Annotated in this window: 12 protein-coding genes; 7 read left to right on the top strand and 5 right to left on the bottom strand. The window is 72.2% G+C overall.

Going from position 1 to position 15,113, the window contains the following annotated elements; genetic code table 11:
* Positions 1–5: 5 nt before the first annotated feature.
* Entirely contained in the window at positions 6–638 is a 633-nt protein-coding gene (locus tag ACTOWY_RS29195) for a LysE family translocator (RefSeq protein ID WP_441312816.1), read from the bottom strand.
* 1 nt (position 639) lies between these two features.
* Entirely contained in the window at positions 640–2,145 is a 1,506-nt protein-coding gene (locus tag ACTOWY_RS29190) for a DUF885 family protein (RefSeq protein WP_441312815.1), read from the bottom strand.
* Between the two features lie 107 nt (positions 2,146–2,252).
* Between ACTOWY_RS29190 and yczR the strand changes: the two genes are divergently transcribed.
* Entirely contained in the window at positions 2,253–3,725 is a 1,473-nt protein-coding gene (gene yczR, locus ACTOWY_RS29185) for a MocR-like transcription factor YczR (protein ID WP_441312814.1), read from the top strand.
* On the opposite strand, the gene ACTOWY_RS29180 is transcribed toward yczR, so the two are convergent.
* Positions 3,722–4,315, bottom strand: coding sequence for a TetR/AcrR family transcriptional regulator (locus ACTOWY_RS29180; RefSeq protein ID WP_441312813.1), 594 nt, complete (start codon positions 4,313–4,315; stop codon positions 3,722–3,724). The two genes, yczR and ACTOWY_RS29180, sit on opposite strands and share 4 nt — an antisense overlap.
* A 73-nt stretch (positions 4,316–4,388) precedes the next feature.
* Here ACTOWY_RS29180 and ACTOWY_RS29175 point away from each other — a divergent pair, with 73 nt between their 5' ends.
* Positions 4,389–5,678 (top strand): amidohydrolase family protein, encoded by a 1,290-nt coding sequence (locus ACTOWY_RS29175; RefSeq protein WP_441312812.1) that lies wholly within the window; start codon positions 4,389–4,391, stop codon positions 5,676–5,678.
* Positions 5,679–5,683: 5 nt separating this feature from the next.
* Here ACTOWY_RS29175 and ACTOWY_RS29170 read toward each other — a convergent pair whose 3' ends face one another.
* Positions 5,684–6,760 carry an AsnC family protein gene (locus tag ACTOWY_RS29170; RefSeq protein WP_441312811.1) on the bottom strand — a complete coding sequence of 359 codons (1,077 nt, stop codon included), beginning with the start codon at positions 6,758–6,760 and terminating at the stop codon, positions 5,684–5,686.
* Positions 6,761–6,916: 156 nt separating this feature from the next.
* Between ACTOWY_RS29170 and ACTOWY_RS29165 the strand changes: the two genes are divergently transcribed.
* From ACTOWY_RS29165 to ACTOWY_RS29145, 5 genes are read left to right on the top strand one after another with little or no spacing between them, the layout of a single operon-like run.
* Positions 6,917–8,305 (top strand): extracellular solute-binding protein, encoded by a 1,389-nt coding sequence (locus ACTOWY_RS29165; protein WP_441312810.1) that lies wholly within the window; start codon positions 6,917–6,919, stop codon positions 8,303–8,305.
* Positions 8,289–9,227, top strand: a complete 939-nt coding sequence (locus ACTOWY_RS29160) for a carbohydrate ABC transporter permease (RefSeq protein ID WP_441312809.1) — start codon at positions 8,289–8,291, stop codon at positions 9,225–9,227. Before ACTOWY_RS29165 ends, ACTOWY_RS29160 begins: the two co-directional genes overlap by 17 nt.
* Positions 9,224–10,045: a carbohydrate ABC transporter permease gene (locus ACTOWY_RS29155; RefSeq protein ID WP_441312808.1), complete on the top strand. Its 822-nt coding sequence runs from the start codon at positions 9,224–9,226 to the stop codon at positions 10,043–10,045. The genes ACTOWY_RS29160 and ACTOWY_RS29155 overlap by 4 nt, the downstream gene beginning before the upstream one ends.
* Positions 10,045–11,130, top strand: coding sequence for an ABC transporter ATP-binding protein (locus tag ACTOWY_RS29150; RefSeq protein WP_441312807.1), 1,086 nt, complete (start codon positions 10,045–10,047; stop codon positions 11,128–11,130). Before ACTOWY_RS29155 ends, ACTOWY_RS29150 begins: the two co-directional genes overlap by 1 nt.
* Positions 11,127–12,344: a CehA/McbA family metallohydrolase gene (locus tag ACTOWY_RS29145; RefSeq protein WP_441312806.1), complete on the top strand. Its 1,218-nt coding sequence runs from the start codon at positions 11,127–11,129 to the stop codon at positions 12,342–12,344. The genes ACTOWY_RS29150 and ACTOWY_RS29145 overlap by 4 nt, the downstream gene beginning before the upstream one ends.
* Here the strand turns inward: ACTOWY_RS29145 and ACTOWY_RS29140 are convergent.
* Entirely contained in the window at positions 12,305–15,040 is a 2,736-nt protein-coding gene (locus tag ACTOWY_RS29140) for a hypothetical protein (protein ID WP_441312805.1), read from the bottom strand. The two genes, ACTOWY_RS29145 and ACTOWY_RS29140, sit on opposite strands and share 40 nt — an antisense overlap.
* Positions 15,041–15,113 lie beyond the last annotated feature (73 nt).

The raw sequence follows: 15,113 nt of genomic DNA, 5'->3' as shown, positions 1-15,113 counted from the left end.
CAGGGCTACAGCTGCGCGGTGAGCACGGTGAACGCGGCCAGTCCCAAGTAGACGATCACGGCCAGATCCCGTTGCCAGCGCAGGAATCGCGGCCGCCGGGTGAGCAGCCGGTGCAGTGGCGCGCTGAGCTGGACGTAGGCCAGGTCCAGGATCAGCGCGACCACGAAACCGACCGCGCCGAGCACCAGCAGGTGCGTGCGGGTGGTGGCCGGATCGGTCCCGGCCGGCACGAACTGCGGCAGGAACGTGAGGAAGAACAGCATCACCTTGGGGTTGAGCACGTTGATCAGCGCCCCGTCCAGGAACAGCCGGACCGGCCTGGACCTGGCTCCGGTGGCCAGGTCCAGACCGGCTGGCTGGCGGTGGGTGCGCACCGCCAGGTACACCAGGTATGCCGCGCCCGCCAGGCGCACCGCGGTGAAGGCCGTCGGCGAGGCCGCCACCAGCGCGGACACCCCGGCCACGGCCGCGATCACGTGCACCAGGGTGCCCGCCTCCACGCCCAGCGCGGACAGGAATCCGGCTCGCCTGCCCTGGGTGAGCGAGCGGGTCAGGATGTAGATCAGGTTGGGGCCGGGCACCAGCACCAGCGTGACGGTGGCCGCGACGAACCCGAGCAGCACGGCGGGCGTCGGCATCTCAGCCCGCCCGCAGCGCGGTGCCGAGCAGCCCGAGTGGCGGCGAGCCGAGGCCGAGCAGCGCGGTGTGGAAGCGGCGCAACGAGAACCCGGCGCCCCACTCCTGCCGGGCCCGCTCGCGCAGGTCGCGGATGAGCAGCTTGCCCCAGGTGTAACAGATGCCGGTGGGATTCAGCACAACCCGGTTCGCCGCGATCTCCGCGGCCGGACCGGCCAGGAAGGCGTCCGTCTTGAACCGTTGCACGGCCTCCTGCTGAGTCATCGTGCCGGTGTGCAGGCCGATGACGCAGGCCATCCGGGTCACCCGCAGCAGCGCGTCCCTGGCCACCGCCGCGGCGAAGCGCGGATCGCCGCCCCGGAAGCCCTCCTCCAGGGCGAGTTCCTCCACGTAGTGCGCCCAGCCCTCGCTGAACCCGTCGTGGATCAGCGTGCGGCGCACCTCGGTGGTGGCCTCGCGCAGCGCCCGGCCGTGGGTGAAGTGACCGGGGGCGACCTCGTGCAGCGCGATCACCGGCAGCGCGTGCCGGGCGAACATGCTCAGCCAGTCCCGGCGCTGGGCCGCGGACCAGGACGGATCACCGGGGTTGACCCGGAACCAGCTCGGCCCATCCGGTTCGGCGGGGGCGGCGGCGGTCATCGTGGCGACCTGCCACGGCTGCGAGGGCGGCACCAGTCCGACCAGGCAGGTGCCGTCGGTGGGCAGGCCCAGTCCGGCTGCCCACTCCAGCACCTCCAGCACGGTGGCCCTGGTCCAGGCGGGCAGCTGGTCCGGGGTGGGGCGGTCGGCGAGCAGGGTCTTCATGGTGGCCTTGGTGCTGCCGAGCGGGTCGATGCGGCGGCAGGACTCGTCCAGCAGGGCGCGCACCCGGTGACGTTCGGCGTCGGCGCGTTCGGCCAGCTCGGTCAGGTTGACGTCGATGGCCTCATCGGCGGCGAGCAGCCGGGTCAGCGCGGGACCGCCGAGCGCGGCGGCGGGCTCGCCCTGCCCGGCCACCGCGTCCAGGTGCGCGACCAGCCGGGCGATCGCGGCCCGCGCGGGCCCGGCGCCGTGGTCGTCGTCGCGGATCAGGGCGGCCAGGCCGCGGGCGGCGGGGCAGGCGGCGCGGGCGGCGGGAGCGGTGACCCGGTCCAGGGTCTCGATGGCGACGGCCACCGCGTCCGGCCACTGCCACAGGTGGGCCTGCCGGGCGGTCCGCCGCTGCCCGGCCGAGGCGTACTCCCGCTCATATCCGGCGAGGTCGAGGTTGGCCACGTGCAGCAGCGGATCGCTCCGGTGCCGGGCCAGGTCACCGAGACGCACCCGCAGCGACTGCTCGGCCGCGCGCAGCCGGATCTCGTCGTCCGAATCGGCCGCGCGGTCCCCCTGTCCCAGGGTGGTCAGGCCGCGCCGCACCCCGGCCGCGGACAGGTCCTGCGCCCGGCCGTCGTACTCGTGCAGGCCGGCGACCTCCCTGGCCCTTGGCATGCTGAGGTCGTGCACGGCGCGTAGTCGGGCATGGATGTTCATGATCGTGATTCACCTGTCCAGATTCCAGTCCACTTCGGTAGATGGACCACTCAGGGGACTAGTCTTCGCGGCAAGCTCACCGTGTTGACCTGCCAATGGAGGCGAAAGTGGACCGTTTCGCCGATCCGGCCGAACTGGTCCGGCTGCTGGGTGACTGGACTGGCCGGAGCGGGCCGAGGTACCAGCGGCTGGCCGCGGCGATCAGCGACCTGGTGGCCGAGAGCACGCTGCCGCGCGGCACCCGGTTGCCCGCCGAACGCGGACTGGCCGGCGCGCTGGCGGTCAGCCGGGCCACCGTGGTGGCCGCCTACGACCGGCTGCGCGAGCAGGGCGTGCTGTCCAGCAGGCGGGGCAGCGGCACCACGGTCAGCCCGCACACCACCGCCAGGGTGCGGCCGGACGGGCGGGTGCGCGGCGGGCGGTCCGGACCGATGCTGGACCTGCTGGTGGACCGGCCCGGCCAGACGATCTCCCTGGCGCAGGCCATCGAACCGGCCGTGCCCGAACTGGCCGCGGCCCTGCGCGAGCTGGTCGAGGCCGATCTGCCCGCGCTGCTGGCCGACGGCGGCTACCACCCGCGCGGGCTGCCCGCGCTGCGCGAGGCCATCGCCACCCACCTGACCGGCCTCGGCCTGCCCAGCACCGCCGCGGAGATCGTGGTGACCACCGGCGCGCACCAGGCCATCGCGCTGGTCGCCGGGCTGTACCTGGACCGCGGCGCCACCGTGCTGGTCGAATCGCCCGGCTGGCCCGGCTCGGTGGACATCCTGCGGGCAGGCGGCGCGACCGTGGTGGGGGTGCCGATCGACGAGGACGGCCTGCGTCCTGACCTGCTCGCCGCCGCGGCCGCCCGGCACCGGCCGGATCTGCTGTACCTGATGCCCACCTTCCACAACCCGACCGGCGTGCTCACCTCGGCAGGCCGCCGGGCCCGGATCACCGAACTGGCCAGGGCACACGGGTTCGCGGTGCTAGAGGACAACGCCTACGTCACCGCCGGGCACGGCGACCCGTTGCCACCACCAGTGGCCGCCTTCGCACACCCCTCGGTGGAGGTGCTCAGCGTGGGCTCACTGGCCAAACCGGTGTGGGCGGGGCTGCGGATCGGCTGGGTGCGCGGACCGCGCGGCATCATCGACCGGCTCGCCAGGGCCAAGGTGCTCGCCGACATGGGCAGTCCGCTGCTGGACCAGGCCCTGGCCGCCCGCCTGCTGCCCCGGCTGCCCGAGATCGCCCAGGTCCGCGCGGTGATCCTGCGGCAGCGCCTGCGTCACCTCAGCGGCCTGGTGCGCACCCGGCTGCCGGAGTGGCGGTGGCGGGAACCGCGGGCCGGCTCGGCGCTGTGGATCGCGCTGCCAGGGGTGGACGCCGCGGTGTTCGCCCAGGTCGCGTTGCGGCACGGGGTGGAGGTGGTGCCCGGCGCGGCCATGGACCCCGACGGCGGGCACGACCACTACATCCGGCTGCCGTTCACCTTCCCGGAACCGGTGCTGGACGAGCTGGTGGACCGCCTGGAGCGGGCCTGGACCGAACTGCGCAGGCACGGCCCGGCCGACGGCGGCACCCGGCCGGTGGTCTAGGGCCGGGTGATCAGGGCCAGTGCCGCGTCCAGTCCGGCCACGATGTCCGCGGCGGGGGAGTCCGGTGCGCGGGTGAGCAGGGCCAGGCTCACGCCGTCCAGGGCCGAGCTGAACAACCGGGCCAGGGCGGCGTGGTCCTGGCCGGGCGGGATCTCGCCGGACTCCTCGGCAGCCCGGAAACTGGCCGCCAGGATTGCCTGGAACTCCGCGTCCTGGGCCTGGACCAGCCCCGCGAAATCGTTGCGGGTCATGGCTTTCGCGGTGAAGGCGTAGTACACCCGCGCCTCGATGATCCGCTGCTCGTCCAGGGGCAGCAGCTCGTCGGCGATCCGGCGTAGCGTGTCCAGCACCGGGGCGCGCTTCGGGATCCGCCGGATCCGTTCGGCGGTGGCCGCGCCGGTCTGCCGGAGGGCGGAGCGCAGCAGCTCGTCCTTGTCCGCGAACTGCCGCTGCACCATGCCCAGCGAGGTCTCGGCCTCGGTGGCCACCGCGCGCAGGCTGACGCCGTCCAGGCCGTCCCTGGCCACGATCCGGAGCAGGGCGGCGCCGATGGCGTGCCGGCGGGCCTCGGGCACGGTCAGGTTCTCCACCCCGTCAGCATAGCCGACTCTGATACGTTCGAATCGATAGCGAGTCAATTGTATCGGAGGGGTTATGTGCACGGTGGGACGACGAACGTTGCTCAAGGCCGCGGTCGCGGGTGTGGGGGCCGCCGCACTGGCGGTACCGGCCGCCGCCGACCCGGTCCGCACCGCCTTCGCGATCCGGGGCGCCCGGGTCTTCGACGGTGAGCGGGTCCTGGATGGCCTGACGGTGGTCTGCGCGGGCGGCCGGATCGCCAGCGTGACCCGCGGCCCGGCCCCGGCCGCCGGACTGGAGGAGATCGACGGCCGGGGCCGGACCCTGCTGCCAGGACTGATCGACGCGCACATCCACGACCACGGGATCCCGCGGTCGGACTCACCGCGGTTCGGCGTCACCACCGAGCTGGACATGTTCAACCTCATCCCGCGGCTGCGGGCCGACCTCGGCGACTACGTGGCCGCCCGGCAGTCCGACCGGGCCACCACGGCGGCCGATCTGTGGACCGCCGGAGCGATGATCACCGTGCCCGGCGGCCACGGTTCGCAGCTGGGCCTGCCGAAGGACTTTCCCTGGCTGCGGCCGGGAATGTCACCGGCTCAGCACGTCGACGACCGGCTGGCCGAGGGCTCGGACTACATCAAGTTCGTGGTTGAGCCGATGGTGACCAGCGACCCCTGGCCCACGATCTCTCCGGACCAGGGCAGCGCGATCATCCGGCGTGCCAGGGAACGCGGTGTGCTGAGCCTGGCGCACGTGTCCATGGCCGCGGACGCCCGCTGGCTGCTGCGGGCCGGGGTGGACGGACTGATCCACACCCCGCAGGACCGCGGGCTGAACCGGGAGGAGCTGTGGCTGGCGGCCCGCTCCGGCGCGTTCGTCACCAGCACCCTGGCCATCTTCCACTCGCTGCTCAACCAGCCCGCCTACCACCGGCGCTACACCGATCCGCGGGTCACGCCGTACCTCTCCGAGAAGCAGCGGGTCTTCGCCGATCGCCGGTTCCCGAAGGATTTCCCCGGTGACAAGCCGGACCTGGACGCGCTGAACTTCAACATCCGGGCCCTGGCCAAAGCGGGCGTGCCGATCCTGGCCGGCACCGACGGCGCCAATCCGGGCCTGCCCAACGCGATCGGCCTGCTCTTCGAGCTGGAGCTGCTGGTCCAGGCCGGGCTCACCCCGATCGCCGCGCTCACCGCGGCCACCTCGGCGCCCGCCCGGCACTTCGGGCTGCGCGACCGCGGCCGGATCAGGCCCGGCCTGCGCGCGGACCTGGTGCTCGTCGAGGGTGATCCGACCGAGGACATCACCGCGCTGCCGGGCATCGCCGCGGTCTGGCGCAACGGCTTCCGGATCGACCGCAGGCCCTGAGCCGGTCAGTCCTCGATCGCCCAGGTCAGGCTGTGCGCCTCGTCGCCGGGGTGCGGGCTCCACCGGATGTGGGTGAGCCGCAACGACTCCGGCAGCACGTACACCGTGTGCCCGCCCGCGGTCTCGCCCGGCGCCACGCCGATCCGGTGCGGCGGCCGGGAGGACAGCGCCACCGGGGCCTTGGAGATGTGCTGCCCGTCGTCGGTGACCAGCACCAGGTACAGGTCCGGCAGCGAGGCGAAGGGCACCGGGCCGCGGTTGTGCAGCTCGGTGTGCACCACCACCGAACGTTCGCCCTCTTGCAGCCGGTACCCGGCCGCGGTGAACAGGAAGTCGGCCGGATCGACCACCTCGACCAGCTGGATGACCAGGCGTTCGCCTTCCTGGCCCTCGGTTTCCAGCGCGCCGCCGACCACGCCCGTGCGGCTGTTCGCCGCCGGGGCGGTGGTCACCGTCGGCTGGTCGCCGCGGGCCCAGGCCGCCGACTGCGGCGGGCCCCAGGTGCTCATCGGATCCGCGCCGGCGGCCGGGAACGGCTGGGCGAGAGGTGGCTGGGCCGGGAAGCCGCCGCTGGGCGGGTAGGCCGGGGGCGGCGGCGGGTAGGCGCCGGTGCGATTCCCCGGTTGCTGCGCCGGGTACGGGCCGCTCGGGGTGCCGTACGGACCGCTGGGTGTCCCGTGTGGACCGGGGTAGGGGCCGCTCGGCGTGCCGTAGGGGCCGCTGGGGGTGCCGTGCGCCGGGTAGGGACCGCTGGGGGTGCCGTAGGCCGGACCGGGTCCGTTCGGCACGCCGTAACCGGGCGGGCCGTACATCGGCGCGGGCGGTGGTGCGGCGGGCGGTGGTGCGGCAGGCGGGAAACCGGTCCACGCCCCGGCCGCGGCCAGCGCGCCACGCAGGCCGTTCGGATCGAACTCCACGCCGACGATCAGCGGCAACCCGCTGGCCGACAACGCCACCAGCCGGGAGGCGGCCTCCCGCGGATCCAGACCGGCCCTGGCCGCGATCTCGTGCACGGGAGCCGCGCGCCCTGACTCGGCCAGCAGGGCGAGCAGGCGCATGTCCACGGGATCGGGCGACACCACGGACAAAAACCTACCCCGTCCCCGCGATCACCGTCGGGGCGCACCCACCGACGGAAAAACCCGAGATGTGACCCTTGTCATCTTCCGCCCGGTCTGGTGACTATTTCACCCCACGTAGATCAGCCAGGTGAACTACCGGCTCCGAGGAGGTGGCGGATGCGCAAGCTCGCGACTCCGCTCGTTGTGGTCGCGTCACTGGGCTTGCTCGCCGGATGTCTCGGCAGCCCCCAGCAGACCGACACCGCCCGCAACGCCGACGCGAAGGAGCTGACGCTCACCATCACCGGCAACTCCGTGGTCGGCGGCAAGAACGCCGCCCGCGCGGCCTGGGTCACCGAGTGGGTGATCCCGAAGTTCACCGCGGCGCAGCAGGCCAAGGGCGTCACCGTCACGGTGAAGTTCGAGGGCAGCGGCGCCGGTGACGAGGACTACAAGACCAAGGTCGCGCTGGACCTCAAGACCGGCGGCGGCGCGGACGTGCTCACCATCGACGGCATCTGGGTCGGCGAGTTCGCCGAGGCCGGGCAGCTCAAACCCCTCGACGAGCTGCTCGGCAAGGACCGGGTGGACGCCTGGGAGGGCTGGGCGCAGATCCCCAAGTCCGTGCAGGGGCTGGGCAGCTTCGGCGACCGGCGCTACGGCATCCCGGACGGCACCGACGGCCGGGTGCTCTTCTTCAACAAGAAGCTGTTCGCCCAGGCCGGACTGCCCACGGACTGGCAGCCGAAGAGCTGGACCGACCTCCTAGAGGCGGCCGCGGTGCTGAAAAAACTGCCCGGAGTGACCCCATTGCAGGTCAACGCGGGCACCGCGATGGGTGAGGCGACCACCATGCAGGGCGTGCTGCCGATGCTGGCCAGTGCCGGGAAGCCGCTGTACCGGGACGGGAAGTGGCAGGCAGGCCCGGCCATGGGCGAGGTGCTGGAGTTCTACGCCAAGGTCTACCGCGAGGGCCTCGGCGATCCGCTGACCCAGCAGGAGGCCAAGGGCCGGGACAAGTCCTTCGCCCAGTTCGCCGAGGGCAAGCTCGGCATCATGATCGAGAGCGACTACCTGTGGCGCGGGGTGGTCGAACCAACCCGCGGCGTGGCCAAGATGGCCGACCGGGACCAGGTCGTGGGCTGGGCGAAGATCCCGGCCCGGCAGCCCGGCGTGGGCGGCCGGGACTTCGTGAGCATGTCCGGCGGCGCGGTCAACGTGGTCAACCCGGCCACCAAGTACCCGCGGCAGGCCTGGGAGCTGCTGCAGTTCATGAACTCGGCCGAGTCGATCAAGGCGCGGATGGGCGGCGGCGCGCAGGTCACCGCCCGCGCCGATGTCAACGACCAGGTCCTGGCCGGCGACCCGATGCTGTCCTACGTGGCCCGCGAGGTGCTGCCGATCACCCAGTACCGGCCGCCGGTGGCCGGGTACCCGCGGGTGTCCGCGGCCCTGCAACAGGCCACCGCCGACGTCATCGCCGGGCGCAGTGTGGCCGAGGCGCTGTCGAACTACCGGGCCGCGCTGTCCAAGATCGTCGGCGAGTCCAATGTCGACGCCGGTTGACCTCACCCCCGCGGCGGAGTCCACTGTGGACACTCCGTCGCGGAAGGGCGGGATCGCCGACGTGGCCGGGCTCGGCGTGGGCCGCGCGATCGGGTTCGTGCTGCCAGCGCTCGCCCTGATCGCGCTGTTCCTGGTGTTCCCGGCGCTGTGGACGCTCTACATCGGCATCACCGACTACCAGCTCACCGGCCCGGCCGCGGCCAATCCACAGGTCATCGGCATCGACAACTTCCTCACCGCGCTGGGCGACACGCTGTTCCGCAACTCGCTGTGGCTGACCGTGCTGTTCGTGCTCGGCTCCGCGGTGATCGGGCAGAACCTGCTCGGCTTCGGCCTGGCCTGGCTGCTGCGCGGGGCCCGGCCCTGGCTGCGCAGGCTCACCGAGAGCCTGGTGCTGCTGGCCTGGATCCTGCCCAGCACGGTGGTCGCCTTCCTCTGGTTCGCCGTGCTGGACCGGGACGGCGGCACGCTGAACCTGTTGCTGGGCACCGAGGGCACCGCCTGGCTGGTGCGGTACCCGCTGATCTCGATCATCCTGTTCAACATCTGGCGCGGCACCGCGTTCTCCATGCTGCTCTACTCCTCGGCGCTGGCCGCGGTGCCGCCCTCGCAACTGGAGACCGCGAGACTGGTCGGCGCCAGCGGCTGGCAGACCGTGCGGGACGTGGTGTTCCCGCACATCCGAGGGCACGTGCTGACCAACACGCTGCTGATCAGCCTGTGGACCGCCAACGACTTCACCCCGTTCCTGCTCACCGCGGGCGGCCCCAACCACGCCTCGGAGACGTTGCCGGTGTTCATCTACCGACAGGCCCTGGAGGGCGGGCAGCTCGGCTACGCCTCGGCGATCTCGCTGCTGCTGCTGGTGGCCAACCTGGTGGTGGCCGGGCTGTACCTGCGACTGCTGCGGAGGCGCGCATGAGCGTGAAGTTCCTGGTGCGCCGGATCGGTTTCTACACGCTGATCGCGGCGGTGCTGTTCTTCTTCGCGGTGCCGATGCTGTGGCTGGCCAGCGCGCCCTTCGGCGCCCGGCCCGGCCTCGGCCTGCGCTGGCCGGAGTGGACCCTGGACAACATCGGCAAGACCCTGGAGCATCCGTACGCGCTCACCTCGCTGCTGAACTCGTTGCTGCTGTGCGGGATCGCCACCATCGTGACCACGGTGTGCGCCGCGCTGGCCGCCTACGCGCTCTCCAGGGTGCGCATCCCCGGCCGGGACCTGTTGCTGTACCTGCTGTTGCTGCTCTCCAGCGTGGTCACCGGCACCGCCGCGATGGTGCCGATCTTCGTGATGATGTTCCAGCTCGGCCTGATCAACTCCCAGTACGGCACCGCGCTGGTGATCGCAGGCGGCATGCTGCCCGCGGCCATCTTCATCCTCAAGGACTTCATGGACTCGGTGCCGCGCTCCTACGAGGAGTCGGCCAGGGTCTTCGGCGCATCGCCGGGCCAGGTGCTGCGGCACGTGGTGCTGCCGGTGGCCAGGCCCGGCATCGCGACCATCCTGGTGTGGGCCTTCGTCAACGCCTGGGGCAACTTCCTGCTGCCGTTCCTGCTGCTGCGCGAGGTCGAGGCGCAACCGGCCGCGGTGCTGCTGCGCACCCTGCAGGACGAGGGCGGCAGCGCCAACCTCACCGTGATCCCGGTGTTCTCACTGCTGTACTCGATACCGGTGGTGCTGCTGTACCTGATCGTCAGCAAACGCTACGGGTTCCGCTTCCACGGAGGGATCAAGAGCTGATGGCCGGTATCGACATCACCGCACTGTCCACTGTGTACCCCAACGGGGTGCGCGCGGTGGACGATCTCGACCTGCGCATCGCCGACGGCGAGTTCTTCGCGCTGCTCGGTCCTTCCGGCTGCGGCAAGACCACGCTGCTGCGCACCATCGCGGGCCTGGAGCAGGCCAACGCGGGCACGATCACCATTGGGGACAACAACGTCACCGCGGTCGATCCCGGCAAGCGCGGGGTGGCCATGGTGTTCCAGGACTACGCGCTGTTCCCGCACATGACCGTGGCGGAGAACATCGGCTACCCGCTGCGGGTGCGCGGGCAGAGCAAGGCAGCGCAACGCGAGGTCGCCGAGTCCACCTCGGCCGGGCTGAGCCTGGCCGGACTCCTGGAGCGCCGTCCCGCCCAGCTCTCCGGCGGCCAGCAGCAGCGGGTCGCGCTGGCCCGCGCCATCGCGATGGGCGCGGAGGTGCTGCTGCTGGACGAGCCACTGTCCAATCTGGACGCCCGGCTGCGGCTGGAGGCGCGCACCTTCCTCAAGCGACTGCAACGGGAACTGGGCATCACCACGGTCTTCGTCACCCACGACCAGGCCGAGGCCCTTGCCCTGGCCGACCGGATCGCGGTGATGGAGTCCGGGAAGATCCGGCAGCTGGGCAGCCCGCGTGAGGTGTTCCAGCGGCCGGCGAGTGTGTTCGTGGCGAACTTCATCGGGTCCACCCCGATGAACCTGCTCGACGCGGTGGTCGTCGAGGACGAGGTGGAGGTGGCAGATGCGAGGCTGGGTCGGCCCCTGGGTCTGGCCGTGTCCGACGGCGACAAGGTCACGGCGGGCATCCGCCCCGAGTACCTCCGGCTCGCCCCCCAGGGCACAGCCGGCGGGATCTCCGGCGTGGTGTCGACGGTGGAGAACCTCGGGGTGAGTTCCCTGGTGTCCCTGGAATGCGCGGGCGGCGTGCTGGTCGGCGTCACCGTGCCGGAACAGGACGAACCCCCCATCGGCAGCACTGTCACCGCGGTCCCCGAACCCGGCAGACTGCTGCTTTTCGACGCCGAGGGCTCTTTGCTGAGCCCGGAACCGGTGTCCGCATGATCATCCACAGTGGACTGATCACCCGCGAGCAGCGGTCCGCGAACCGATGGCTGGAGCTGCCGTTCGAGGTACCGCCGGGCTGTGCGGGCATCACGGTCGAACTGACCTACGCCGACCCGGCCATCCTGGACATCGGCTGCGCCGGTCCGGCGGGCTGGCGTGGCTGGTCCGGGTCGGCCCGCCGCCGCTTCGCCATCACCGCCGAGACCGCCACCCCCGGCTACCTGCCCGGCGAACCGGAACCGGGGGAGTGGCGGGTTGTCCTTGGCCTGCACCGGATCCCGCCGGAGGGCGCGCACGCCCAGGTCGAGGTCACCCTCGGCCCGGCCTTCGTCGAGGTCGCGCCGCCTGCCCCGCTCGCGCCCGCACCGCGGCCGGTGCGGCAGTTGCCGGCCACCGCGGGCCTGCGCTGGATCCCGGCCGACCTGCACTCGCACACCCTGCACTCCGACGGCAAACTCACCGTGCCGGAGCTGGCCGCGCTGGCGGTGTCCAATGGCCTGTCCGCACTGGCCGTCACCGACCACAACACCGTCGCGCACCACGCCGAACTGGCCGAGGTCGGGGACCGGTACGGCATCGCGCTGATCCCCGGCCAGGAGGTCACCACCGATTCGGGGCACGCCAACGCCTTCGGCGACATCGGCTGGATCGACTTCCGTCGGCCCCCGGCCGAATGGCTGTCCACTGTGGAGGAACGCGGCGGACTGCTGTCCATCAACCACCCGCTTTCCGGCGACTGCTCCTGGCGCGATCCGATGCCCGTCCGCCCACCACTGGCCGAGATCTGGCACTCCAGCTGGTGGAGCCCGACCTGGGGTGGCCCCCTTGCCTTCTGGCGGTCCTGGGGCATGCAGGTCACCCCGGTGGGCGGCAGTGACTTCCACGGCCGCGGTGCGGACGCCGAACCCGGCAACCCGACCACCTGGCTGGCCGTGGACGAGAACGCCTACGGCCCAGGCGAACTGGCCAAGGCCGCCCTGGACGCGTTGCGCGCCGGCCGCACCGCGATCAGCGCCAACCCGGACGCGCCGGTGCTGCTGCCGGTGGACGGCGACCTGATGCTGGTCGGTGCTTCGGGGGCGTTGCTGTACGGTCCGGACGGCAGCCGGTACGAGGCCCGGACCGAGGGCAGGCTGCCCGCCGCCGGTCCGGGCGGTCACGTGCTCACCGATCACGAGGGCGGCATGATCACCCTCTGCGGCAACCCCTGACCCAGCCGGACCGTCGCGATCTCCCAGCCCCGCAACACCAACTCCACGGAGTCGTCTGCCACATCCAGCTTTCCCACCACGTTCCCGGCCAGGTCGGTCACCCGCGCGGTGGCCAGGCCGGGCCAGCGCAGCACGGTCGGCACGGGCTTGTCGGAGTAGGCGACCAGGCGCACCTCCAGTTCGCCTTCCCGTTCCCGCACCCCGCTCACCACCGCGCCCTCGACCGCCAGGCCCACCGCGTCACCCAGGTGGCCGTGCTCCCCGGTGCCCGGCGCGCTGACCAGTGGCAGGGTGAACCGCTCCACCAGTTCCATCGCCTCGGCGTCTGATCGGGCGCCGACCGCGATGCCGAACCGGGCGGTGCGCCAGCCGAGTTCCTGCGCGCCGGGGATCGGCGTGGTCGGCCCGGCCGGTTCGGCCCGCAATGGGTGCAGGTTCCGGCTGATCGCGCCCACCGAACGCAGCAGGGTCAGCGCCAGTTCGCCGCCGGTGATCTCGTACTCGGTGGCCTGCTCCAGCAACACGGTGGCCTGCCCGGCCGTGACGAACCCCGAGGCCGGGAAGGTGGGCAGTGGCGCCTCGCCGTTGCCGCCCTCATTGCTCAACCCCCGTGCCACCACGCCGAACTGCCCCTCGGCCCGCGATCCGGCCACCTCGCCCACCGGCAGGTGCCAGCGCACCCGGTGGTCGCGGCTGCGGTTCTCGAACCGGATCTCTACCCGGACGAACGGCTCCCCGGCCCGCAGTTCCACCGCCATGGACACCTCGGTCGCGGCCGCTTTCCCCGCCCGCGCGGTTCCGGCCGCATCGGCCAGCCCGATCGGCCATTCATAGGTGCGGTACACGGTGTACCCGCCGAGCAGAGGTCCCGGCGCGTCCGGGCAGACCAGGATCGCCACCGGCTCGTGCACGAGCAGGTCGGCCACCGGCGGGCCGTAGTTGTAGCTGTCCCCGGCGTCACCGCCGTCGCAGATCCGGCCGACCCCGTCGAGCACGGCGCCGTCCGCGCCGGTGATCCGCAGGGTGCCGTCGTCCAGCACGGAGACCGAGACCAGGCCGTTGCTCAGCACACCGTCCACAAGGGACACCGGCGCGTCGGCCGGTCCGGTGGCTTCGACCGCCCGGATCCCGGTCCAGCCCAGCGGTGGCACCGGGATCACGGCCAGGAGTTCCCGCCGCGGCTCGTCCACCACCCGCAGTTCCCACACCGGATGTTCCCCGGACCGGGCCGCCGTTTCCGTGGCGAACCGCTCCACGTCGTAGGCCGGATTCCCCAGTCGTCCCACGGCGAACTCCACCACGCCCTCGCCGATCACGGCCTGCCGCACCGCCCGGTCGTACATCACCTGCCCGAAGGTCCGCCGCCGCACCGCTTCCGCGATCTCCGCGGCCGGGAACTCCGCCGACACCAGCACCCGCTCGGGCCGGTCCACCTCCTGGGCCTGCACCCGCCGCCCGTCCGGCAGCTCGAACTCCACCGCCGCCCACGCTTCCTCGGCCACCGGCGAACACCGCACCAGGTCCTGGCGTGGCCACGGACTCGGGTTCACCACCAGCACCGCGTCCCCTGGCACCCGGTTGGCGAGGGCGTCCACCACCCGGTCCCGCACCGCCGAACCGAGCTGCTCGGCCTCCGCGATCCGGCCGGCCACCTGCGCCGCGGTGCTGTCCGCGCCGCAGCCGGTGACCGAATCGTGGCAGGAGGCGTCCACCAGGCGCTGCCAGGCCATCTCCGCGAACGGGCGGGCCGCGGCCGGGAACCACAGTGCGGCAAGGGGTTCGGCGTAACGCTGCACCATCCGCTCGGCCGCGGCCATGGCCTGCTTCACCGGGGCCCGCACCGAGAGCACGCCCGGCAGCAGGTTCGCCCTGGCGTGACTGCGCAGTTCGCCGTGCACCTCAAGGAGTTCCGCGGACAGGTCCCGGCAGGCGAGCGCCTCGGTCAGGGTGGCCAGCCGCAGCATGACCGGGGAGTCGGCGGCGCTGACCGCGCGCACCTGCTCGGTCAGCGAGGGCAGCGGCCCGCCGTGATCCGCGCCGTACATGGCCAGCACCTCGTCCGCGCCGAACCAGGTGCGCATCCGCTCGGCGAAGTCCTCGGCCCGGCCCTGGGTGGCGTCCCGATCACTGAACAGCACGGCCGCGTTGCCGTAGCCGCCGGGCAGGTACTCGGTGCGCACCGCGGACCCGTCCGGGGCCACCCAGGCGAACCCATTACTGTCCACAATGGACGGAACTCCGCGCCACAGACACGCCTGGCGGAAACCGAAGCCGCGCAACACCTGCGGCAACTGGGCGGCGTGCCCGAACTGGTCCGGCAGGTAGGCCACCGGCATCGCGCCACCCAGTTCCGCCGCACGGGCCAGGCCGATCTCCAGGTTGCGCACCAGGTTCTCCCCTGAGCACAGGAAGGAGTCCGCGAGCACCCGCCACGGCCCGACCGCGAGCTGACCGCGTCGCACCAGGTCCCGGACCTGGTCGAATGCCTCGGGCCGGATCTCCAGGTAGTCGTCCACCGCCGCGGTCTGGCCGTCCAGGGTGAAGCGCAGCTCCGGATCGGCCGCCAGCCGGGGCAGCACCTCATCAAGTAGGTCCACCAGCCGCAACCGGAACCGCTGGAACGGCTCGTACCACTCGCGATCCCAGTGCGTGTGCGGGACGACATGGACGAGGCGGCGCTGTGGCGTCGTAGGCACGGTCACACGTTAGTGAGCCACGATGGTTATGTGTATACCGTTGGGAACTTTCCCGACCTGTGGCACGTTGCTC

Origin of the sequence: Crossiella sp. CA198 (assembly GCF_052078295.1) — a bacterium.
Classification (GTDB): domain Bacteria; phylum Actinomycetota; class Actinomycetes; order Mycobacteriales; family Pseudonocardiaceae; genus Crossiella.
Note: the sequence above shows the minus strand (reverse complement) of the source record. Positions and strands in the feature narration are given on the sequence as shown.